At 63.8% G+C, this 19,823-nt stretch carries 22 protein-coding genes; 15 read left to right on the top strand and 7 right to left on the bottom strand.

What is annotated here, in order from left to right; translation table 11 throughout:
- Positions 1 to 97: 97 nt before the first annotated feature.
- Genes trpD through trpG form a run of 4 tightly spaced genes read left to right on the top strand, consistent with a single transcriptional unit; the run spans position 98 to position 3,955 of the window.
- Positions 98 to 1,093, top strand: coding sequence for an anthranilate phosphoribosyltransferase (gene trpD, locus ACNO8S_RS10065; RefSeq protein ID WP_044952246.1), 996 nt, complete (start codon positions 98 to 100; stop codon positions 1,091 to 1,093).
- The gene (locus ACNO8S_RS10060; protein ID WP_151103587.1) at positions 1,090 to 1,734 is read left to right on the top strand and encodes a phosphoribosylanthranilate isomerase; all 645 of its coding nucleotides are present in this window, start codon (positions 1,090 to 1,092) and stop codon (positions 1,732 to 1,734) included. Before trpD ends, ACNO8S_RS10060 begins: the two co-directional genes overlap by 4 nt.
- On the top strand, positions 1,731 to 3,335 hold the full coding sequence (gene trpE, locus ACNO8S_RS10055; RefSeq protein ID WP_420181864.1) for an anthranilate synthase component I: 1,605 nt from the start codon (positions 1,731 to 1,733) through the stop codon (positions 3,333 to 3,335). Before ACNO8S_RS10060 ends, trpE begins: the two co-directional genes overlap by 4 nt.
- A complete protein-coding gene (trpG, locus tag ACNO8S_RS10050) occupies positions 3,332 to 3,955 on the top strand; it encodes an anthranilate synthase component II (protein WP_420181863.1) in 624 nt (207 codons plus the stop codon). The genes trpE and trpG overlap by 4 nt, the downstream gene beginning before the upstream one ends.
- On the opposite strand, the gene ACNO8S_RS10045 is transcribed toward trpG, so the two are convergent.
- The gene (locus ACNO8S_RS10045; RefSeq protein WP_146417115.1) at positions 3,952 to 4,140 is read right to left on the bottom strand and encodes a hypothetical protein; all 189 of its coding nucleotides are present in this window, start codon (positions 4,138 to 4,140) and stop codon (positions 3,952 to 3,954) included. The two genes, trpG and ACNO8S_RS10045, sit on opposite strands and share 4 nt — an antisense overlap.
- A gap of 138 nt (positions 4,141 to 4,278) precedes the next feature.
- On the opposite strand from ACNO8S_RS10045, the gene ACNO8S_RS10040 reads away from it, so the two are divergent.
- Positions 4,279 to 4,479 (top strand): hypothetical protein, encoded by a 201-nt coding sequence (locus ACNO8S_RS10040; RefSeq protein WP_050036791.1) that lies wholly within the window; start codon positions 4,279 to 4,281, stop codon positions 4,477 to 4,479.
- A 1-nt stretch (position 4,480) separates the two neighbouring features.
- On the opposite strand, the gene pyrF is transcribed toward ACNO8S_RS10040, so the two are convergent.
- Positions 4,481 to 5,314: an orotidine-5'-phosphate decarboxylase gene (pyrF, locus tag ACNO8S_RS10035; RefSeq protein ID WP_050007160.1), complete on the bottom strand. Its 834-nt coding sequence runs from the start codon at positions 5,312 to 5,314 to the stop codon at positions 4,481 to 4,483.
- A gap of 120 nt (positions 5,315 to 5,434) precedes the next feature.
- Between pyrF and ACNO8S_RS10030 the strand changes: the two genes are divergently transcribed.
- A complete protein-coding gene (locus ACNO8S_RS10030; RefSeq protein ID WP_049943000.1) occupies positions 5,435 to 5,917 on the top strand; it encodes a hypothetical protein in 483 nt (160 codons plus the stop codon).
- Positions 5,918 to 6,053: 136 nt separating this feature from the next.
- Here the strand turns inward: ACNO8S_RS10030 and ACNO8S_RS10025 are convergent, their stop codons facing one another.
- Positions 6,054 to 6,398, bottom strand: a complete 345-nt coding sequence (locus tag ACNO8S_RS10025; protein ID WP_050036790.1) for a hypothetical protein — start codon at positions 6,396 to 6,398, stop codon at positions 6,054 to 6,056.
- Complete coding sequence (locus tag ACNO8S_RS10020; protein ID WP_008311569.1) at positions 6,398 to 6,838, bottom strand: DUF2240 family protein; 441 nt, start codon at positions 6,836 to 6,838, stop codon at positions 6,398 to 6,400. The genes ACNO8S_RS10025 and ACNO8S_RS10020 overlap by 1 nt, the downstream gene beginning before the upstream one ends.
- Positions 6,839 to 6,928: 90 nt before the next feature.
- On the opposite strand from ACNO8S_RS10020, the gene ACNO8S_RS10015 reads away from it, so the two are divergent.
- A complete protein-coding gene (locus ACNO8S_RS10015) occupies positions 6,929 to 7,300 on the top strand; it encodes a 30S ribosomal protein S8e (RefSeq protein WP_008311571.1) in 372 nt (123 codons plus the stop codon).
- Positions 7,301 to 7,355: 55 nt separating this feature from the next.
- Here the strand turns inward: ACNO8S_RS10015 and ACNO8S_RS10010 are convergent, their stop codons facing one another.
- Positions 7,356 to 8,354, bottom strand: coding sequence for a phosphate uptake regulator PhoU (locus ACNO8S_RS10010; protein ID WP_014040827.1), 999 nt, complete (start codon positions 8,352 to 8,354; stop codon positions 7,356 to 7,358).
- 308 nt (positions 8,355 to 8,662) lie between these two features.
- On the opposite strand from ACNO8S_RS10010, the gene ACNO8S_RS10005 reads away from it, so the two are divergent.
- From ACNO8S_RS10005 to pstB, 4 genes are read left to right on the top strand one after another with little or no spacing between them, the layout of a single operon-like run.
- Complete coding sequence (locus ACNO8S_RS10005) at positions 8,663 to 9,658, top strand: PstS family phosphate ABC transporter substrate-binding protein (RefSeq protein WP_014040826.1); 996 nt, start codon at positions 8,663 to 8,665, stop codon at positions 9,656 to 9,658.
- A 51-nt stretch (positions 9,659 to 9,709) separates the two neighbouring features.
- On the top strand, positions 9,710 to 10,642 hold the full coding sequence (gene pstC, locus ACNO8S_RS10000) for a phosphate ABC transporter permease subunit PstC (RefSeq protein ID WP_420181862.1): 933 nt from the start codon (positions 9,710 to 9,712) through the stop codon (positions 10,640 to 10,642).
- Positions 10,643 to 10,661: 19 nt separating this feature from the next.
- Positions 10,662 to 12,362, top strand: coding sequence for a phosphate ABC transporter permease PstA (pstA, locus tag ACNO8S_RS09995; RefSeq protein WP_014040824.1), 1,701 nt, complete (start codon positions 10,662 to 10,664; stop codon positions 12,360 to 12,362).
- Positions 12,363 to 12,365: 3 nt separating this feature from the next.
- Complete coding sequence (gene pstB, locus ACNO8S_RS09990) at positions 12,366 to 13,265, top strand: phosphate ABC transporter ATP-binding protein PstB (protein ID WP_420181861.1); 900 nt, start codon at positions 12,366 to 12,368, stop codon at positions 13,263 to 13,265.
- A gap of 29 nt (positions 13,266 to 13,294) precedes the next feature.
- On the opposite strand, the gene ACNO8S_RS09985 is transcribed toward pstB, so the two are convergent.
- Both ACNO8S_RS09985 and ACNO8S_RS09980 read right to left on the bottom strand, forming a co-directional pair.
- Positions 13,295 to 14,140, bottom strand: a complete 846-nt coding sequence (locus tag ACNO8S_RS09985) for a TatD family hydrolase (RefSeq protein WP_420181860.1) — start codon at positions 14,138 to 14,140, stop codon at positions 13,295 to 13,297.
- Positions 14,141 to 14,193: 53 nt separating this feature from the next.
- Entirely contained in the window at positions 14,194 to 14,640 is a 447-nt protein-coding gene (locus tag ACNO8S_RS09980) for an NYN domain-containing protein (protein WP_014040821.1), read from the bottom strand.
- Between the two features lie 163 nt (positions 14,641 to 14,803).
- Here ACNO8S_RS09980 and ACNO8S_RS09975 point away from each other — a divergent pair, with 163 nt between their 5' ends.
- The 4 genes from ACNO8S_RS09975 (at position 14,804) to gcvPA (ending at position 19,745) form a co-directional block, all read left to right on the top strand.
- On the top strand, positions 14,804 to 16,603 hold the full coding sequence (locus ACNO8S_RS09975; RefSeq protein WP_151103583.1) for a PAS domain-containing sensor histidine kinase: 1,800 nt from the start codon (positions 14,804 to 14,806) through the stop codon (positions 16,601 to 16,603).
- A 226-nt stretch (positions 16,604 to 16,829) separates the two neighbouring features.
- The gene (gcvT, locus tag ACNO8S_RS09970; RefSeq protein ID WP_151145710.1) at positions 16,830 to 17,921 is read left to right on the top strand and encodes a glycine cleavage system aminomethyltransferase GcvT; all 1,092 of its coding nucleotides are present in this window, start codon (positions 16,830 to 16,832) and stop codon (positions 17,919 to 17,921) included.
- Positions 17,918 to 18,295 (top strand): glycine cleavage system protein GcvH, encoded by a 378-nt coding sequence (gcvH, locus tag ACNO8S_RS09965; RefSeq protein ID WP_014040818.1) that lies wholly within the window; start codon positions 17,918 to 17,920, stop codon positions 18,293 to 18,295. Before gcvT ends, gcvH begins: the two co-directional genes overlap by 4 nt.
- 106 nt (positions 18,296 to 18,401) lie before the next feature.
- Positions 18,402 to 19,745, top strand: a complete 1,344-nt coding sequence (gene gcvPA / locus ACNO8S_RS09960; RefSeq protein ID WP_050036783.1) for an aminomethyl-transferring glycine dehydrogenase subunit GcvPA — start codon at positions 18,402 to 18,404, stop codon at positions 19,743 to 19,745.
- The last annotated feature ends 78 nt before the right edge of the window (positions 19,746 to 19,823 follow it).

Here is a 19,823-nt window from a genome sequence, read left to right as displayed (position 1 = left end):
GCCCACACATACTCGTCGGCGAGCAGGGGTCCCGATAGGCTTAAGTCAATGTACGGATTTGTACATCACAACACGAAAAAGTCCATTGGTGAATACAATGAAAGAGTATATTGAACGCGTCACTGACGGTGACGACCTGACACAGGACGAGGCCCGAGCCGTTGCGACGACTGTCTTCGAGGATGCGACAGAGGCACAGATCGGTGCGCTCCTGACGGCACTGCGGGCGAAGGGGGAGACGGAGGCCGAGATCGCCGGCTTCGCCGAGGGGATGCGTGACGCCGCACGGACCATTCGACCGGACCGCGAGGGGCTTGTCGACACCTGCGGGACCGGCGGCGACGACTACAACACGATCAACGTCTCGACAACGAGCGCCATCGTCGCTGCCGGGGCTGGCGTCCCCATCGCCAAACACGGCAACTACTCTGTTTCTTCATCTTCGGGGAGTGCCGATGTGCTCGAAGAAGTCGGCGTCGACATCGAGGCCGAACCGCCGGCCGTCGAGGAGACTATCGAACGAGACGGCATCGGTTTCATGCTCGCTCCCGTGTTCCACCCGGCCATGAAGGCCGTCATCGGCCCGCGCCAGGAGCTCGGGATGCGGACAGTCTTCAATATTCTCGGCCCGCTGACGAACCCCGCTGACGCGGACGCGCAGGTGCTTGGTGTCTACGACCCGGACCTCGTGCCCGTGATGGCAGAGGCGCTGGCCCGACTGGACGTCGAACGAGCGCTGGTCGTCCACGGTGACGGCCTCGACGAGATCGCTATCCACGGCGAGACGGCTGTCGCGGAGGTCACCGGCGACCGGATCGAGGAGTACACCATCACTCCGGAGGATATAGGGCTTGAAATGCACGACATCGAGACCATCTCCGGGGGATCGCCCGAGGAGAACGCCGCCGACCTCCGTGGCATCGTCACTGGCGACGTGACCGGTGCAAAGCGGGATATCATTCTCGCGAACGCCGGCGCGGCCATCTACGTCGCCGGCGTCGCCGACACGCACGAAGCGGGGGTCGAACAGGCCCGACAGGCCATTGAATCGGGCGCGGCGGCCGACAAACTCGACGACCTGATCGGGGCATGACGCGCGTGAAGATCTGTGGCGTGACGGACAACAAGGACCGCGACGCCGTTATCGCGGCTGGCGCTGATGCGGTCGGCGTCATCCACGGCGTCCCGGTCGACACGCCCCGAGAGGTCGACGAGAAGACAGCCACGACGCTCGTCGATGGCGTCCCGCCGTTCGTGACGAGCGTGCTGGTGACGATGCCGACGACGGTTCAGGAGGCCGTCAGGCGCATCGACAGGGTCGAACCCGACGCAGTGCAGGTCCACGACGGCCTCTCACCGGCCGAGCTCGGGGCTCTCGCCAGCCGAATCACTCAGGACATCGTCTCCGTGGTCGAGGCAGACGCGCCGGCCATCGAAGACTACGCCGACCACGTCGACGCCTTGCTCGTCGATTCGGTCGACGCCGACGGCGGCGGTGGCACGGGCGAGACACACGACTGGGAGCGTACGCGCGACCTCGTCGACTCGCTGGACGTCCCCGTCGTGCTGGCCGGCGGATTGACTCCCGAGAACGTGGCTGAGGCCGTCGAGACTGTCAAGCCGTTCGCCGTCGACGTGGCGAGCGGCGTCGAGTCCTCGGGCGGCACGAAAGACCACGACGCCGTCGAGCGGTTCGTCCGGAACGCCACGCGAGCGCCGGAGGGTGGGGTATGACCCTCGATATCTCCCGCGCGGAGTTCGTCGAACACGCCAAGGCCGACCGCCCGGTCGTCGTCCGCACCGCCGCGGAGCTGGCTGTCGACGTGGAGCCGTTGACCGCGTATTCGGCGCTGACCGGCCGCACGAGCGACGTGGCCGCAAACGACTACACGTTCCTGCTGGAAAGCGCCGAGAAGGTCGCCTCAAGCGACCCCGACGGCGCGTTCGCGCCGGAGACCGACGACCGCCACGCCCGCTTCTCCTTCGTCGGCTACGACCCGCGCGCCGTCGTTACCGTGACTGGCGACGAGAGCGAGGTCGAGGCGTTCGACGACCGCTACGCCGACCTCGTGACGACTGACGGCGGCGACGTGGTCGACGACCTCCGGGCGGCGATGCCTGACGTGGCGCTGCGGAACTTCCCGGAGATGGACCGCCAGCACCTCGAAGGCGGCCTCGTCGGCTTCCTCTCGTACGACGCCGTCTACGACCTCTGGCTCGATGAAGTCGGTCTGGACCGGCCCGACTCGCGGTTCCCTGACGCCCAGTTCGTGCTCACGACATCGACGGTCCGCTTCGACCACGTCGAGGACACTGTCTCGCTTGTGTTCACGCCGGTCGTCCGCCAGGGCGAGGACGCCGGTGACCGCTACGACGAACTGGTCACCGAGGCCGAGCGCGTCGAAGGCATCCTCTCGGACCTCGCCCCGCTGGAGACCGGTGGCTTCCGCCGCGAGGACGAAGTCGCCGGCCCCAGAGACGAGTACGAGGACGCCGTCGAGTGCGCCAAGGAGTACGTCCTCTCGGGCGACATCTACCAGGGCGTCATCTCACGGACCCGCGAACTGCACGGCGAGGTCGACCCGCTGGGCTTCTACGAGGCGCTCCGAGACGTGAACCCCTCGCCGTATATGTATCTGCTTGGCTACGACGACCTGACTATCGTGGGCGCGAGCCCGGAGACGCTCGTCTCCGTCGCCGGCGACCACGTCGTCTCGAATCCTATCGCGGGGACGTGCCCGCGCGGGAACTCCCCCGTCGAGGACCGCCGCCTCGCCGGCGAGATGCTCGCTGACGGCAAGGAGCGGGCCGAGCACACGATGCTCGTCGACCTCGCGCGCAACGACGTGCGCCGCGTCTCCGAGGCCGGCAGCGTCCGCGTCCCGGAGTTCATGAACGTCCTCAAGTACAGCCACGTCCAGCACATCGAATCCACGGTGACAGGACGACTCGCCGAAGACAAGGACGCCTTCGACGCCGCCCGCGCGACGTTCCCGGCCGGCACCCTCTCGGGCGCACCGAAGATCCGCGCCATGGAGATCATCGACGAACTCGAACGCTCGCCGCGTGGCCCCTACGGCGGCGGCGTCGGCTACTTCGACTGGGACGGCGACACCGACTTCGCCATCGTCATCCGCTCGGCGACGGTCGAGGACGAGGGCGACCGGGACCGCATCACCGTCCAGGCCGGGGCCGGCATCGTCGCGGATTCGGACCCCGAAAGCGAGTACATCGAGACCGAGCAGAAGATGGACGGCGTGCTGACGGCGCTGGAAGGAATCGAAGAGACTGGAGATCAGTCGTCAGCCGACAGCCCCGAGGAGGTGACCCGATGAGCGCGTCACAGCCCGCCGGCGAGGAGGCCGTCAGGGACGACCTCCGCGTGCTGTTCGTGGACAACTTCGACTCATTTACGTACAACCTCGTCGAGTACGTCTCCGAACACGCCGAGACTGAAGTCGTCCGGAACACGGCATCGCTCGAAGACGTCGAGGCGTTCGACCCCGACGCAATCATCCTCTCGCCGGGTCCGGGCCACCCGAAGAACGAACGGGACGTCGGCGTCACGCTGGCGGTCCTCCGGGCGGTCAGCCCCGACGTGCCGACGCTGGGCGTCTGTCTCGGCCTCGAATCGGCGGTGTACGCCTACGGCGGTACCATCGGCCGCGCGCCGGAGCCGATTCACGGGAAAGCGTTCCCCATCGACCACGACGAGCAGGGCGTCTTCGAGGGACTGGAACAGGGGTTCCAGGGCGGGCGCTATCACTCGCTCATTGCAGAGGACGTTCCCGAGGAGTTCGTCGTCAGCGCGACGACGGAGACCGAGGACGGCACGGAACTGGTGATGGGCGTCCGCCACCGCGAGCACCCCATCGAAGCTGTTCAGTTCCATCCGGAGTCAGTCCTGACCGCGGTCGGCCACGACGTGATCCGGAACTTCCTCGCCGGACTCTAGATCACCTGGAAGCCCAGTATTCCGAGTATCCAGAGGACGGCGACGGCGATGATAGCGATGATGACGAGTCGCCACGCCACCTTCATCACGAGCCGACCGACCAGTAGCACCACGGCGATAGCCAGCAAGCCGACGAGTATCGCCGGCGGTGAGGGAAGCGATCCGAGCTGGAGGAGTGGCAACATATTATAGAGAGGAATGCCCACGGGGAAATACTTCGTGGCTGTCTCGGGGCTCTCCGGTTCTCTGTGTTCGTCCTGCCGGACTAACTACCGCAGTCACGCCGCCAAAGATTCAAACCATCAGGTATGCTACATCCTGACATGAGCGTAGCCGGACTGTGTGAACTCTGTGAGCGCCCCGACGTGGACCACACCTGCGATAGATGCGGGCGACTCGTCTGTGACCGCCACTGGGACGAGGACACCGGGATGTGTGTCGAGTGCGGTGCGGAGGTCGGCCAGCCGAGCGACCGGAAATCACCGGAGAACATGCCCGACGGCGTGGACACGTACCGGTTCTAAGCTATCGGAACTGATTCAGTCGCTGTTTGAGCTGTTTCGCGGACTGTCCGGCGGCCTTGAAGAACGCGTCACCGGAGTCGTCGCGCCGCGTGTCGGCGTCCTCGCCGGCGAAGATGATGCCCCGCGAGGAGTTGACGAGGCCGACGCCGTCGGCGAGACCGTGCTCGACGGCTGCTTCGGCGTCGCCACCCTGCGCGCCGACGCCGGGGACGAGGAACGGAATGTCCGGAACTAATTCGCGGATTTCTTCGAGTTCGTCGGGGTTGGTCGCGCCGACGACGAGTCCGACGTTCCCGTTCCCGTTCCAGAGGTCCGCGAGGTGGACCACGCGCTCGTAGAGCTTCTCGCCGGAGGCCAGTTCGAGGTCCTGGAGGTCCTCGCCGCCGGGGTTGGACGTGCGCCCCAGCACGAACACGCCCTTGTCCGCGCGCTGGAGAAACGGCTCCAACGAGTCCCGGCCGAGGAACGGGTTGACCGTGATGGCGTCGGCGGCAGGCCCTTCATCCTCGTCGAGAATCTGGGCGTACTGCCGCGCCGTGTTGCCGATATCGCCCCGCTTTGCGTCGAGCAGCACGGGCACGTCCTTCCCGTGTGCGTAGGCGATGGTCTCTTCGAGGGCGCGCCAGCCATCGGGGTCCTCGTAGAAGGCGGCGTTCGGCTTGTAGCAGGCGGCGTGTTCGTGGGTCGCATCGATGATGCGGCGGTTGAACTGCCAGCGCGGGAGGTCGGCGTCCAGCACGCTGTCGGGGAGGCGGTCGGGGTCCGGGTCGAGGCCGACCGACACCACGCTGTCGGCGGTCGCGATTCGGTCCGCGAGACGGTCGAAGAAGTGCATAGATACCGCGGCGGCTGGCAGCGATACAAGCGTTTCCTTCTCGCGTCGTGCCCGCTTCGATGGAATCAGATTTGATATTCTCCCCCGTGTCTATTTCACAACGCAGGTAGAAGCCCGCTCATGGACCGTTTCATGGATGTCGGCCATGTGGCCGAGACCCTCCCAGACCTGAGCGAAGCTCTGGACGACCCGCGGCTGCGGCAGTTCGGACTCGTCGGTGGTGTCCTGCTCGTGGCCGTCGGCGCGCTGTTGTCGCTCGCGCCCGCGTCCGGACAGTGGCTGTTCTGGTCGTACGCTGTCGCGGCAACGCTGGTGTTTATCGGCGTTCCGCTGTTGTGTCTCGGCCTCGCCGCTCCCGACCCGGAGCCCGGGTCGCTGTTCCATCTCGGCATCGAACTAACGACGACACAGCGCCGGGCCGTCGCGCTGGGGTCGCTCTGTATCACCGCGACACCGATTGTCATCGCCGTCGGAACGCCGCTCGGCCTCCCGACGCTGGTGCTTGCTATCGCTGCCGCGACAGCGGTGCTCGGTTCCGTGCTCGTCCTCACTGGCTTCGTCGCGTGGACGTCCGCGGCTATTGCCGAGCCGAGTCGTCACTGATACTGTTGGCTGTAACTATTTTAAGATATTCGCCACCCCGGGTGGCGAAATTCTTTACAGACGTACAGCCGACAGTATGAGTACAGCTATTTCAGTCGGAGTCGCAGCCAACCGTTTCTTTCTCCGGAAAACCCTCCTACCCCGAGAGGGACTGCTCCAGCACGTCGACCGCGGCTTTCACCGCCGCGCCGCTGTGAACGACGATGGTTGTCCCGTCGACGGTGAGATCATCACGCTCCGGAACGGCCCCGGGCTCCTGCTTCAGGAGCAATCGGGCCGTCGCCGGCGTTACCTCGACGATTGCCACTTCGTCGTCGTCGGCCGTCACGCGGTAGGCGAAGGCCCCGTCCGGCGTCGGGTCCACGTCCCTATCGGCATCGACGACGGACACGTCGGCAAGCGGCCCGCGCTGGAGGCCGGTCAGTTCCGAGGCGAGCAACTGTCCGATCCGTCGGCCGTCAGCAATCCTGTCTTTGACCATTAGAGCTCCTCCCGAACGTCGGCAGCGATGGCTTCGACGTCGACACCCTCACTCCGCGCGTACACCACGGCCGCGGCCTCGAGCGTGACACCGATGTCGGACTGGAGCGCGTTGATACCGGCGACAGCGGTCTGTTTCTCGATGCCGGCCTCGACGACCGCATCGAGCACCCGCTCGAACGTCGACCGCGACTGCAGGATTTCCTCACCCGGCGTGAACCCGTCCGGAATCGCGGTGTGTGTCGCGTCGAAAGCGACGACGAGGTCGTCCTCGTCCCGTTCGACCAGCCCCTCGCTCGCGGCCACGTCGACCAGCGTCTTGGCCTGGTCGGGCGAGAACCAGTTCCGGTCCAGCGAGAGCGCGACGACGAACTCGCTTTCCGCCATCCGGTCGGTTCCACGCTGGCGGAACGGTGCGGCGACGGCCGTCTTCAGACTCATCGTCAGAGCAACCGGTCGGCGCGGGGGTAACGATTACGATGGCGAGTCGGCATCGAACGGTTCAAGTAGCCGCTGGGTCTTCCTTCCCGTATGAAAGACCAGGGACGCTCCCCTCGCAAGCGGACAGGCGGCCGCCGACGACCGAACCACAAGAAGAAGAAACACGAGCTCGGCAAGGACACCGTCGAGACGCAGGTCGGCGAGCAGCGACTGAAGACCGTCGACTCCCGCGGTAACACCCAGAAGGTCCGTGCGGTCAAGACCGACGTTGCGAGCATCGCCGACGGCGCGGAAACCATCGAAGCGACCATCGAGAACGTCGTCGAGAACCCGTCGAACCCGAACTACGCCCGGCGAAACATCATCACGAAAGGCGCAATCCTCGACACTTCCGAGGGACAGGCCCGCGTGACCTCCCGCCCGGGGCAGCACGGTCAGGTCAACGCCGTGCTGGTCGAGTAATCCGGCACGCAATCAGCTTTTTCGGCTGTTCACGGACTCGGAGCGACAGCGTCAGCTATGGCCGGGGAGCGGCCTTCTGGAGCGCGCTTTCGGCGATGTTGCCGCCGTAGTCGGCGGTTCGGGACAGCGAGTCGACCACGCGGCCAAGTAGCTGTGCGCTCTGTGGGTCTAGCTCCCTGACTTTCCCGTCGACCTCGCGGGCGGTTTCGTCGACTTCGGGGATGCGAGCACGGGCCTCGTTTGCCAACTCGACAGCCTCGTCGTTGTCGTCAGCCAACAGCGCATCCATCGCGGTTTCGGGGACGGCGATGGCCTCGGTTTCCAACTGATCGAGAAGGTCGGCAGTTTCGCCGGTGATTTCACCGATCTCCTGGGAGAGGCTGGCGATCTTGGTCGCGTGGTCGGCAATGCGCTCTAGCTGACGGGCGCTGGACTGATAGTCGAACACTGTCTCACGCGGGAAGCCGATTTCGTTGGCAGCCGTCGGATTGCGAAGGACGGTTCGGAACACGCGCGAGACCATGTACCAGAGGCGGTCCACGTCGTCGTCGCGTTGTATAACGTCTTCGGCGAGGTCGTTGTCGTCCTCGATGAGCGCCTTGACGGCGTCTGAGAGCATCGTCAACGAAACCAGCCGCATACGCGTGATGGCGTTGAGAACGGAGAGCTCCGACGAATCCAGCAGGTCCTGCAGGACGACTCGGTCAGCCGTCTCCTCTATCATCTCGAGGCCGACCAGTCCCTGTGTCGCATCGCGGATGATGCGTCGCTGCTCGGCCGTTATGCGAGCGGCCTCCAGTCGGATGATGTCGAAGCCGCTGACGTACATCGTCATCACTGCCCGCGTGAGTTCGTGCCTGTTTTCGAGGCCGGTCACGTCTAGCGTTCCCTCGACGTGGTCGTCGCCGTGCTGTGGCGAGACCAGTAGCAGGTCGTCTTCGGCGTAAAACTCGACGATACTGCCGCTCTCGACACCATTCTCAGTCGCCCACTCCTTCGGTAGTGAGACAGTGTACGTGGACCCGCCCGTCAGCTGTACTTTGCGCGTCTCCATAGTACTACGAATACGCGCTGCAGATTTATAAAATATGCTGTGACTATATATTACTGATCGAAACTCTGACCTGTGCTGTCATGAAATAACGACACACGCTGCGGGCGCTACCCCGTGTAGTATGGTGTCAATATCAGGATCAACGAGTTGTTCTCTAACTGGGCCGCTATCGGGCTTAGACGCCCGTTACCCCGCTTTAGGCGCGCGAGATAGCAACGCCATCAAAATATATAGTAGTATATAGTGTTTATATCCAGATATAGGGCTAATAGTAGGGTACTTATCCGCTCTCTAACTTCCATCAGGTGATGACAGATTCACCGAGCAGTGGTCTCTCACGTCGCCGATTTTTAACAAGTTCTGGTGCGATTGGGGCGCTGGCACTGGCCGGTTGTACGCAGAACACGAGCCGTGGCAACGACGGCGGCTCCACTGACAGCGGTTCTGACGGCCTCTCGGGGCAGGTCATTATTAAGGGCAGCAGTACCGTGTTCCCCATCTCCGACGCGATGGCCGAGGAGTTCATGGAAGAACACGGGAACGTCAACGTCACCGTCGACTCCACGGGGAGCGGCGGCGGCTTCGAGAACTGGTTCTGTCCCGGCGACTCCGATATCAACGGGGCTTCCCGCCCTATCAGCGACGCCGAGATAGAGCAGTGTTCGGGCAACGACGTCGAGCCTGTTGAGTTCGAGATCGCGGGTGACGCGTTGACTGTCGCGGTCAACAACGACGCTGACTGGGTCGACTGCATGACCTTCGACGAACTTCGCCAGATCTGGAGCGACGAAGCGGGCGTCACGAACTGGTCGGACGTGCGCGACGAGTGGCCCGATATGGAGATCGAACGCTACGGCCCGGCGTCGACGTCCGGGACGTTCGACTACTTCAACGAGAACGTTGTCGGCGAGGACACCGAACACACAACCGAGTACCAGCCGACCGAAGAGGACGAGACTATCGTCAAAGGGATCCGTGACAACGAGGGTGGGATGGGGTATTTCGGCTTCGCCTACTACAACTCCAACTCCGAGGCGGTGAAAGCCGTCGAAGTCAAAGCCGAAGAGGGCGACGAATGTACCCCTCCGAGTCTGGCAAACGCCAAGGACGGTTCCTATCCGCTGGCCCGACCGCTGTTCATCTACGCGGCCGAGTCAGCGCTTCAGCGAGAGGAAGTGTACGAGTTCATTCAGTTCTACCTCGAGCAGGCCGAAACCGACCTAGTGCAGGATATCGGGTACGTGCCGTCGAGCGCCGAGCAGCGCGACGAGAACCTCGAAAAGCTGGACGAGATCGCCGGCTAACACGGTCGAGAGCCGGCTTACTCACATGAGTACATTATGAGAGACAACACAATGAGTACCGAGATGCCCGGGCCGAATATTACGTCCAGACCGAGTGGGCGTGCAGCACGCGAGCGTATGTACCGATACGTCTTGCTCCTGTGTGCTGCCGCGTCGATTCTCGTCACCGTCAGCATCGTCGTGTTGCTCGCACGCGACGCGATTACGTTCTTTACGCTGGTGAACCCGGTCGACTTCTTCACCGGAACGGAGTTCCTCATCAGTCGGAACGTCTACGGGTTACTCCCGCTGTTGAGCGGCACGCTGTTGGTCACGGTGATCTCCGCCGTCATCGCACTCCCGACGGGTGTCGCGGCCGCGGTCTATCTCAGCGAGTACGCTAGCGACCAGATGCGCTCGGTGCTGAAACCGGGGCTGGAAATTCTGGCTGGTATCCCGACAGTCGTCTACGGTATCTTCGCGCTCGTGTACGTGACGCCGTTCCTCCAGACCATCGGGCTCCCGGTGAACACGTTCAACATCCTCAGCGCTTCCATCATGGTCGGTATCATGATTATCCCGATGGTCTCCAGCCTGAGCGAGGATGCGATGAGTTCCGTCCCGGACTCGCTACGACAGGCCGGCTACGGGATGGGCGCGACGAAGTTCGAGGTGACCACCGGCGTCGTCGTCCCCGCGGCAGCCTCGGGCATCTTCTCCTCGTTCATTCTCGCCCTGTCGCGGGCCATCGGCGAGACGATGATCGTCGTCGTCGCGGCCGGCAGCCGGCCCCGAATGCTGAACCTCTCGGACCCGCTTGCGAACCTCTTTCAGGGGTACCAGCCGATGACGGCGGCGATGGTCCAGATCAACAGCGCCGACAGCGTCAGTCAACTGGGCTTTACCAGTCTCTTCGCTATCGGCCTGACGCTGTTCGTCATCACGTTCCTGTTGAACCTGCTGAGCAACCGAATCGCGGCGCGATACCGGGAGGAGTACGAATGAACACTGGGGGACTGAACTGATGGCAACACGAGAACCTGAAACGGGCTGGCACGGGGAGAACAGCGATGTCAACCATCTTCGGGGGCGTGCCTTCGAGGCGACCTGTCTCGCGGCGACCGCGTTCGGACTCGTCTCCGTCCTGCTCCTCCTGCTGTTCGTCGCCAACGACGCGTTCCGACCCTTCTCGGCCGACGCAGGGTGGCTGGCGACCTACGCCGCGACGGTGCTGGTGCCGCTGGCCGCACTAGCCGTCTACTACTATCGACTCGACGAGCCGGCCGGCGAGGTCGCCTACGTCACCAGCGGACTCCCGGTCGTGGGACTCCTGCTCACGGGCGGGTTTGCGGTCCTGTTCATCGAACTGCTCTCCGTACTCGAGTGGTTCGCGCTCCTCATCTCGCTGGTCGTGGCCGGCGGCCTGATCGTTGCACACGGCCGACTGCGGCCGAAGGCCGCGCTCGAACGCCTCGCCGTGGTGCTCCTCGCTCCGATTATCACGGTATTCGGGCTGCCACCCACCAGGTTCAACTGGTTCGTCACCGACGCCGCCGCGGCGCTCGGCCTCGACTTCGGGCTGTACTATCGCGTAATAAGCCTCCGAGAAGCCATCATGATGCTCCCGTTCGTGCCCACGGACTGGGTCATGTTACTCCTGACGCTCGTGCTCCCAGTCGCCGGTGCCGCAGGCTGGTTCGTCGAACAGCGACGCGAGTCGCGGCGAGACGGCCTGGCCGTCGTCGGGCTGACGGCGGCAGTTGCGGTGCTGGGCGTCGTCGCCGGACCACTGCTGGGAATTGGGACCGACGTGTGGCTGCTCATAGTCACATTCGCCGTACTCCCGCTGGGTGTCTACGTGGAAGGCGTGCTCCGTCGTGGCGAAGGCGTCCGCGGCCTCGCCTTCCCGGTCGCCGCCGTGCTTGGCGTGGTCGTCGGCAGCGTCGTCACCGGCGCGCTCGGGTTTGCCGGACCGGACCCCTGGCTCGACTGGGGGTTCCTGACGAGCGCGACCTCACGGACCGCCGCCGATGCCGGTATCTACCCTTCGATGGTCGGCTCGGTGATGATGATTATCGTGATCGTGCTCACCACGTTCCCGGTCGGCGTCGGGGCGGCGATCTACCTTGAGGAGTACGCACCCTCCCAGGGGCTGATGGGCAAGTTCGTCACACTCATCGAAATCAACATCGGGAACCTCGCCGGTGTGCCGTCGGTCGTGTACGGCCTGCTCGGACTGGCGCTTTTCATCCGAGTTCTCCAGTGGCCCCAGGGCTCCGTCATCGTCGCCGGCCTCGCGGTCGGCCTGTTGATCCTCCCGATTGTGATCATCTCCGCACAGGAGGCGATTCGATCCGTCCCCGACTCGTTCCGACAGGCCTCCTACGGAATGGGGGCGACCCGCTGGCAGACGATCCGGCAGGTCGTCCTCCCCGAAGCACTTCCGGGCATTCTGACCGGGACGATACTGGCGCTGGGTCGGGCCATCGGCGAAACGGCCCCGCTGCTGATGATCGGGGCGGCGGCGTCGGTCCGGCTCGCGCCGAATAGCTTCTTCGACGTGGCGAGCATGATGCCACGCCAGATTTTCTCATGGTCGTCGGAACTGGACCCGTCGTTCCGCCACGGCGTGCTGGCGGCCGGCGTGATTACACTGCTTGCAGTGTTGCTGGTGATGAACGCGACAGCGATTGTCATCCGGAACCGGTATCAGCGAACAGGATAATTCATGACAGAGAACGAGATGACGAGCAACGAGAGTACCGAGCCCACACCGACCACTGAAACAGCCGCGTCGTCGCCGGACCCGTCCGGCGACCCCCTCGTCGACCAGTCGATCGACGTGGAGGGAACGGACGCGAACGCGGGCGAGACGGGGAAGCCAGTCATCGAGTCCCGCGACCTGAACGTGTTCTACGGCGAGACGCAGGCGCTACAGGGTATCGACTTGGCCATCCCGGAAAAACAGGTGACGGCCATGATCGGACCCTCCGGCTGTGGCAAGTCCACGTTCCTGCGGTGTATCAACCGCATGAACGATCTCATCGACGCGGCGCGGGTCGAGGGAGACCTCTACTTCGAGGGGAAAAACGTCTACGATGCCGACGTGGACCCGGTGGCGCTGCGGCGACGCATCGGAATGGTGTTCCAGCACCCCAACCCCTTCCCGAAGAGCATCTACGACAACGTCGCTTACGGCCTCCGGATTCAGGACCAGACGGAGGACATAGACGACAAAGTCGAGACGGCGCTCAAGCGCGCCGCGCTGTGGGACGAAGTCAAAGACCAACTGGACAAGAGCGCGCTCGACCTCTCGGGCGGCCAGCAACAGCGGCTCTGCATCGCCCGCGCTATTGCCGTCGACCCGGACGTAATCCTGATGGACGAGCCGGCGTCGGCGCTTGACCCGATTGCCACCTCGAAAATCGAGGACCTCATCGAGGAACTGGCCGAGGAGTTCACCGTCGTCATCGTCACCCACAATATGCAGCAGGCGGCCCGTATCTCGGACAAGACCGCCGTCTTCCTCACCGGTGGCGAGCTGGTCGAGTTCGACGACACGGACAAAATCTTCGAGAATCCCGACAGTCAGCGCGTCGAGGACTATATCACCGGCAAGTTCGGATAGCCGTCGCGGCTCGCTTTTGCCGTCGCCGCCTACCGCTCTAGCGTCGCCTCGGTGTCGATGCCGTACGCGTCTGCCGGCGTCTCGACGTGTGCCGTTCTGACTGCGTCTTCGTGGCCGTTCTCCAGTAGCCAGCGGACGCGCCGTGGCACCGTTTTCGGGCCGAGCACTGCGCCGGGACGGTCCGGGTCGTCGATGTAGTCGGTCTCCATCAGGAACGGCTCGTCCGTCTCAACCGCAATCTCCAGTTCGTCCTTATCCGCAAGCACTGATTTGACTGGGCCACGGAGCCGCCCGCCGGAGTAGTGTTTGACGACCTGCATACGGTCGAGGCCACGGTCTTCGGCCCAGCCAGCCACTGTTTCGAAGTCTTCGCCGCCTTCCGTATGGAGTTGTATCGCACAGCCCACGTCGGCGGCGCGTTCGAACCCGTGGCACATCACCGCATTGGAGGCCTCCCAGACGGCGTCGTCAACGTCGTAGTGCGGTCGCCCGGACTTCATCGCGAGCGCGTCACCGTTATCGACGTACTCCGCCGCCACGTCGAGGCCGGTCTGCATGATGTCCCGTGCTTCCGGCGGCGTGTAGCCGTCATCAACGAGTTTCGAAATCAGCGCCGGGTGGACCCCGAGGACAGGCCAGGCGCGGCCGTCCAGTACCTCGGTCGCGGCGGCAGCGGCCTCGACGGTGAGGTCGAACACCTCGCGGAACGTCTCCGCCGCTGTCGCCTTCTCGACGAGGTGCCAGGACGGCTTGTTGAGCACTAGCAGGTGTGTGCCACCCTGTGAGGCGAATTCCTCGGCTGCCGCGACGTTCCGGCCGTTGACCGGATCGAGATGGAGGTGGTTGTCCAGTACCGGCGTGTCGTCGATGTCCATACGTGGCCAATGGCACTGGCGGAAAAAACAGTTGGCGTCACGGAGTTCGGCCCTCAGAGCGTCACTGCGTCTTCGGCCGCGTTGCGTAACGCGTCGGAGCGGCCATACTCTCCCGGCGCGATGGCGACCGTTTTGACCCCTTCCCGTGCGGCCACTTCCAGCGCCGGCTTGAAATCCGTGTCCCGCGAGGCGACGACCAAGACGTCGATCTGTCCCGAGGCGACGGCGTCTGTCGCGTCAACGGCGAGTCGCACATCAACGTCACCGCTGGTGGTCCGGACCTCGAAGCCCCGGGCCTCGGCGGCCTGAATCAGCCCCGGCGAGGCGTTCTGGTCGACGTAGAGGCGAGTCAACGCCAGCGGCCCGTAGTCGACTGCAATGTCCCGGACCTCGTCGAGGTCGACATCGAACTCAGACCTGAGCACGTTCGGCCCGTCGACGAACAGTCCAACGCGCTGTTGCGAGTCTTTCTCCCCGAATATCCGACGAAACAGCTCCATGCGCCTCTTTCCCTGCCCGGCCCGCTTATGCGTGCCGCTTCGGTCGGTAAACCTTTTTCTGCTATATAGAATGGTGCGACACAAAGCTTAGGATGATTCCCCCCTCACACTATGGACGCACCACCGTCCACAGTCAGCCAGCAACAATGCGTGGGACTTGACTATGAGTGAAGGACATCTTCACGACCAAGACGTACTAAACGGGCTCTGTGAGATAATTTCCGATCCGGCTCTGGTCATAGACGCCGACGGCACCTTTGTCGATGTCATTCACAACGCCCACAACGGGGCATTGTTTTTCAAAGATCCGGAAACACTGCTAGGAGCGGATCTCTGGGATATTTTCTCTACAGCACAGGCCGACCAGTTCCACGCGATTATCGAGGACGTTTTACAAACGGGTGAACAGCAGGATATCGAGTACCAGCTATCGCTTGACCACGGAGAGCGATATTTCGAGGCTCGTGTCACGCCGGTCGGCGGTGATAACGTGGGGCGCGTGCTATGGCTGGCAGAAGATATCACGCAGCGTAAGCGGCGGGAAGAAAAGCAAGCCCTCATTGAGCGTGTGTTTGAGGTCAGTCCGGTTGGCATCGTCGCCGTAGAACGATCTGGCAGAATCTCGCTAGCTAACGAGCGCGCCGAGGAACTGCTCGGTCTCGAACGCGAGAAAATCACTCAGAGACGATACACCCAACCGGAGTGGAACATATACTACGAAGACGGGACACCGATCCCCAATTCGGAACACCCAGTCACGCAGGTGCTTGACTCGGGTGAACCGGTGTTCGGGTTCGAGCACTGGATAGAACTTGCCGACGGGAGCGAGCGGTGGCTTTCGAGCAATGCCGCGCCGATACTGGGTGAGGACGGGACTGTTGAGCGCGTCGTCGTTGGTCTGGACGACGTAACGGGATTAAAACAGAGGGGGGAGCAACTAGAGTGGCTGGTCGGGACCGAAACCCTGGCCGACGTTGGCGGGTGGGAACTCGATCTGGAGACGGGTATGATAGAGGGAACTACCGGGATGAAACGCCTCTACGGGACGCCAGAGTACAATCCGACGCTTGAGGAGGCTATCGAGCAGTACCACCCCGACGATAGAGCGGTCGTTCGCGACGCGATCAAGACCTGTTGTGAAACCGGCGAACCGATGGAGATAGAGGCACGCCGCCAGACCGCGGACGAAACCGAGCGCTGGTTCCGACTCCGTGCGGAAAAAACTGTCCGGGACGGGACACCGAAACTGCGAGGCATCGTCCGCGACATCACGAAGGACAAGGAGCGAGAGCAGCGGCTAATGGTCATGAGTCGGATCCTCCGACACAATATCCGAAACAAGCTGACCGTGATACGGGGCAATTCGAGGCTCCTCAAGGAAGAACTCACCTCGTCTGAGCTCCCCGTTGATGCCACTAAGGGACATATCGATAGAATCGAAAACGCCTCGAAAGAACTCGACTCACTGGCCGAGCGGGCACGGTCGTTCGACCGTGTCATTGATCGAGACCTCCGAAGCGGGACAGTCCACCTCCGGCAGGTCTTCAATGATGTCCAAGATGACCTCACAGAACAGCACCCCAGAGTCACCATTGAAATCGCACCCACTGACGCGGAGGTTTCGGGTGACAGGATGGCTATCGACCTGATACTGGAGATTCTCCTCGAGAACGCTCTGGAATACAGTGACCTGGCCGACCCAACTGTCGAACTTACGGCCGAAGAGACACCGTCGGGACAGGTGACAGTCAGCGTCGATACCGATGGCTCCGCGATACCCGAGATGGAGCGCAATGTCCTGGCTTCGGAGACGGAAGGGCCAGTGGCACACAGCCGTGGGCTCGGACTGTGGGCAGTCATGTGGCTTGCCCGACGACTCGGCGGGTCCGTGACGATGGACGAGGACCACGACGACGGCGGAACACCAGTCAAGATCGTGTTTCCGCAGGCGCGAAGCGAGTAAGGAAGACGACTGCTTATTTTCCGTCCCGGTTCTGTCGCTCCATCTATAGTAACAATTGAAACGATTTAACACTGATCGCACTGCCGTCGTGCGATCAGGTGTGCATTGATTTTCAATGGCTACTATACCGCAATCCGGGATTTGATATCGCCACATATGGTTTATCGCGAGGCCACAGGCGGTCAAGGGCCAAACGGTAAGACCACGCGGTACGAGAGGTCCGCGTATGACACTGCGGGCACCACCGCTCTCTGCGGTTCACCAGCGATCCGACGCTTCGTTCACCGATTTCGGCGGGTGGGAGATGCCGGTCGAGTTCGAGTCGATCCGCACGGAACATGAGGCTGTCCGGAGCGAAGCCGGGAAGTTCGACGTTTCACACATGGGACAGATAACCGTGTCCGGGCCGGCCGCGGCGACGCTGACACAGCGGCTGACCACCAACGACGTGACCGTGCTGGACCCGGGCGAGGCCCAGTACGGGGCCATCACAGACGAGGACGGAATTATGCTGGACGACACCGTCGTCTACCGATTGCCCGAAGGCGCGGCCGACGAGTTCCTGTTCATCCCGAACGCCGGGCACGACGGGGAAATGACCGAACGGTGGCTCTCTGAGCGGGACGAGCGGGGGATCGACGCGACGGTGACGAACCGGACCGAGGAGTACGCGATGATCGCCGTCCAGGGGCCTGACGCGCCGGACCTGCTGGCAGCCGAGACAGATGTCTCGCTCGCTGCCCTGTCGCGGTTCGAGGTGGCTGACGGGGCTGTCGCCGGTGTCGACTCGTTGATCGCTCGGACGGGATACACGGGCGAACGCGGCTTCGAAATCCTCTGTCCGCCCGACGATGCCGAGGCGGTCTGGGGCGCGCTTGAGTGCCAGCCCTGCGGGCTCGGCGCGCGCGACACCCTCCGGTTGGAGATGGGTTTTCTGCTCTCCGGGCAGGAGTTCCACCCGGTCGACGAGCCCAGGACGCCTTACGAGGCCGGTATCGGCTGGACCGTCAAACTAGATACGGAGTTCGTCGGTCGGGACGCACTGGAGGGCGTCGCCGCTGACGGTCCCGAAGAGAAGCTCATCGGCATCGAACTCATCGACCGCGGCGTCCCGCGTCACGGGTACGACGTGACGACGCCGGACGGAGAGCCGATCGGTCACATCACCAGCGGTACGATGAGTCCGACGCTGGGAGCGCCGATTGCCCTCGCCTACGTCCCGACGGCGTACGCCCAACCGGGCGAGACTGTCCGCGTCGTCGTCCGCGGCGAACCGAAGAAAGCACGTACCAGGAGCACACCATTCCTCGATAGATGAGCTTCGACGTTCCCGACGACCTGCGATATCTGGAGTCACACGAATGGGTACGCGTCTCCGGCGACACCGCCGAGGTCGGCATCACGGCGTTCGCACAGGACGAACTCGGCGACGTGGTGTTCGTCGAACTGCCCGAGGCAGGGGCGGAGCTGACCGCGGGCGAGGACTTCGGCGTAGTGGAGTCTATCAAGGCCGTGTCCGACGTGTACGCCCCCGTCTCCGGCACCGTCACAGCAGTCAACGACCGGCTCCGCGACGAGCCGGAACTGCTGAACGAGGACCCGTTCGGTGACGGGTGGATGCTTGAGGTCGAGATAGCCGACGAGAGCGACGACCTGCTTTCACCCGACGCGTACCGCGACCAGATCGAGTAACCCTCGGTGGCAGCGGTCCCTGCGGGGGTGAAAGGAGTAACCTAATGTGGGCACGGTCGCTAGCTGTCGATATCATGTCACCCCGGCGCTACTGGGTGGTTCTCCAATGAGCGATAGTGACTCACACGCAACAGGCAGTCCGTACGCACCGCAGACGGCCGCAGAGACCGCGGCGATGCTCGATGCAGTCGGGGCCGACGACCTCGAATCGCTGTTCGACGTTCCCGAGTCCGTCGCCTTCGACGGCGAGTTCGGTATCGACGCCCGGAGCGAGCGGGCGGCGCGCCGGGAAGTCGCCGGCCTCCTGGGCCGCAACGCCGACCTCACCGAGTTTCTCGGCCGCGGCCACTACGACCACTACGTCCCGAGCGTCGTTGACGACCTCGCCGGCCGCTCGGAGTTCCTGACCTCCTACACGCAGTACCAGCCAGAGGTCGCACAGGGCTTTCTCCAAGCGTTGTTCGAGTTCCAGTCGATGCTGGTCGAACTCACGGGACTGGGCGTCGCCAACTGCTCGATGTACGACGACGCGACGGCGCTGGGCGAGGCGGCGACGCTCTCCCAGCGCGTCCGTTCGGTCTCGGGCGACCGGATTCTGGTTCCCGAGCACCTCCGGGAGGGCAAACGCACCGTTCTGTCGAACTACGCCGAAGGACCGGCCCTCACGGTCGAGTCATACCCGATGACCGACGGCGTCGTCGACGTGGCGGCGCTGGCCGACCAGATAGGCGACGACACCGCGATGGTGTACGCCGAGTCGCCGACGGTCCGGGGCGTTATCGAGGAACGGCTCGGGGTTGTCGGCGACCTGGCCCACGACCACGAGGCGCTGTTCTGTCTCGGCTCGGACCCCATCGCGCTGTCCCTGCTGGAGCGCCCGGCCGATGTCGGAGCCGACGTAGTCGTCGGCGACGCCGCGTCGCTGGGGACCGGGACCGCCTACGGATTCGGCCTCGGAATGTTCGTCACCCGCGAGGAGTATCTGCGGCAGGTCCCCGGTCGGCTGGTCGGGGCCAGCGAAGACGCCGCCGACCGCCGCGCGTACACGCTGACGCTCCAGACGCGGGAGCAACACATCCGCAAGGAGCGGGCCACCTCCAACATCTGTACGAATCAGGCGTGGGTCGCGCTTCGGACTGCGATGCACGCCGCGTGGCTCGGCCCGGACGGACTGGTCGACCTCGCCGAGGACTGTGTGACCCGCGCTCGTGACCTATCTGACCGCCTCGACGACATCGTCGGCGTGAAAGCCCCGATTCACGGCCGCCACCACTTCCGGGAGTTCCTCGCCCGCACGGACCAGCCGGCCAGCGCAATCGTGGCCGACCTCGCGAGCGAGGGCTTCGCGGTCCACGCGGTCGACGACCACTTAGTGCAGGTGTGTGCGACCGAGACCACTGCTGACGCCACAGACGAGTTCGTGGCGGCGTTCCGGGAGGTGGCGAAGTGACACTCGCCTCGCGCTACTCGGCGAAACACCGTGAGACAAACCGCGTCCCACGAGCGTCACGCTCGACACGGGGGTGTC

Origin of the sequence: Haloarcula sp. KBTZ06, assembly GCF_048595605.1 — an archaeon.
GTDB lineage: Archaea > Halobacteriota > Halobacteria > Halobacteriales > Haloarculaceae > Haloarcula > Haloarcula hispanica.
This window is presented reverse-complemented; position numbering and strand designations above follow the sequence as displayed.

Coding starts and splice junctions, on each gene's coding strand:
- trpD (WP_044952246.1), top strand. CDS start 98: ATGAAAGAGTATATTGAACGCGTCACTGACGGTGACGACCTGACACAG.
- ACNO8S_RS10060 (WP_151103587.1), top strand. CDS start 1,090: ATGACGCGCGTGAAGATCTGTGGCGTGACGGACAACAAGGACCGCGAC.
- trpE (WP_420181864.1), top strand. CDS start 1,731: ATGACCCTCGATATCTCCCGCGCGGAGTTCGTCGAACACGCCAAGGCC.
- trpG (WP_420181863.1), top strand. CDS start 3,332: ATGAGCGCGTCACAGCCCGCCGGCGAGGAGGCCGTCAGGGACGACCTC.
- ACNO8S_RS10045 (WP_146417115.1), bottom strand. CDS start 4,140: ATGTTGCCACTCCTCCAGCTCGGATCGCTTCCCTCACCGCCGGCGATA.
- ACNO8S_RS10040 (WP_050036791.1), top strand. CDS start 4,279: ATGAGCGTAGCCGGACTGTGTGAACTCTGTGAGCGCCCCGACGTGGAC.
- pyrF (WP_050007160.1), bottom strand. CDS start 5,314: ATGCACTTCTTCGACCGTCTCGCGGACCGAATCGCGACCGCCGACAGC.
- ACNO8S_RS10030 (WP_049943000.1), top strand. CDS start 5,435: ATGGACCGTTTCATGGATGTCGGCCATGTGGCCGAGACCCTCCCAGAC.
- ACNO8S_RS10025 (WP_050036790.1), bottom strand. CDS start 6,398: ATGGTCAAAGACAGGATTGCTGACGGCCGACGGATCGGACAGTTGCTC.
- ACNO8S_RS10020 (WP_008311569.1), bottom strand. CDS start 6,838: ATGAGTCTGAAGACGGCCGTCGCCGCACCGTTCCGCCAGCGTGGAACC.
- ACNO8S_RS10015 (WP_008311571.1), top strand. CDS start 6,929: ATGAAAGACCAGGGACGCTCCCCTCGCAAGCGGACAGGCGGCCGCCGA.
- ACNO8S_RS10010 (WP_014040827.1), bottom strand. CDS start 8,354: ATGGAGACGCGCAAAGTACAGCTGACGGGCGGGTCCACGTACACTGTC.
- ACNO8S_RS10005 (WP_014040826.1), top strand. CDS start 8,663: ATGACAGATTCACCGAGCAGTGGTCTCTCACGTCGCCGATTTTTAACA.
- pstC (WP_420181862.1), top strand. CDS start 9,710: ATGAGTACCGAGATGCCCGGGCCGAATATTACGTCCAGACCGAGTGGG.
- pstA (WP_014040824.1), top strand. CDS start 10,662: ATGGCAACACGAGAACCTGAAACGGGCTGGCACGGGGAGAACAGCGAT.
- pstB (WP_420181861.1), top strand. CDS start 12,366: ATGACAGAGAACGAGATGACGAGCAACGAGAGTACCGAGCCCACACCG.
- ACNO8S_RS09985 (WP_420181860.1), bottom strand. CDS start 14,140: ATGGACATCGACGACACGCCGGTACTGGACAACCACCTCCATCTCGAT.
- ACNO8S_RS09980 (WP_014040821.1), bottom strand. CDS start 14,640: ATGGAGCTGTTTCGTCGGATATTCGGGGAGAAAGACTCGCAACAGCGC.
- ACNO8S_RS09975 (WP_151103583.1), top strand. CDS start 14,804: ATGAGTGAAGGACATCTTCACGACCAAGACGTACTAAACGGGCTCTGT.
- gcvT (WP_151145710.1), top strand. CDS start 16,830: ATGACACTGCGGGCACCACCGCTCTCTGCGGTTCACCAGCGATCCGAC.
- gcvH (WP_014040818.1), top strand. CDS start 17,918: ATGAGCTTCGACGTTCCCGACGACCTGCGATATCTGGAGTCACACGAA.
- gcvPA (WP_050036783.1), top strand. CDS start 18,402: ATGAGCGATAGTGACTCACACGCAACAGGCAGTCCGTACGCACCGCAG.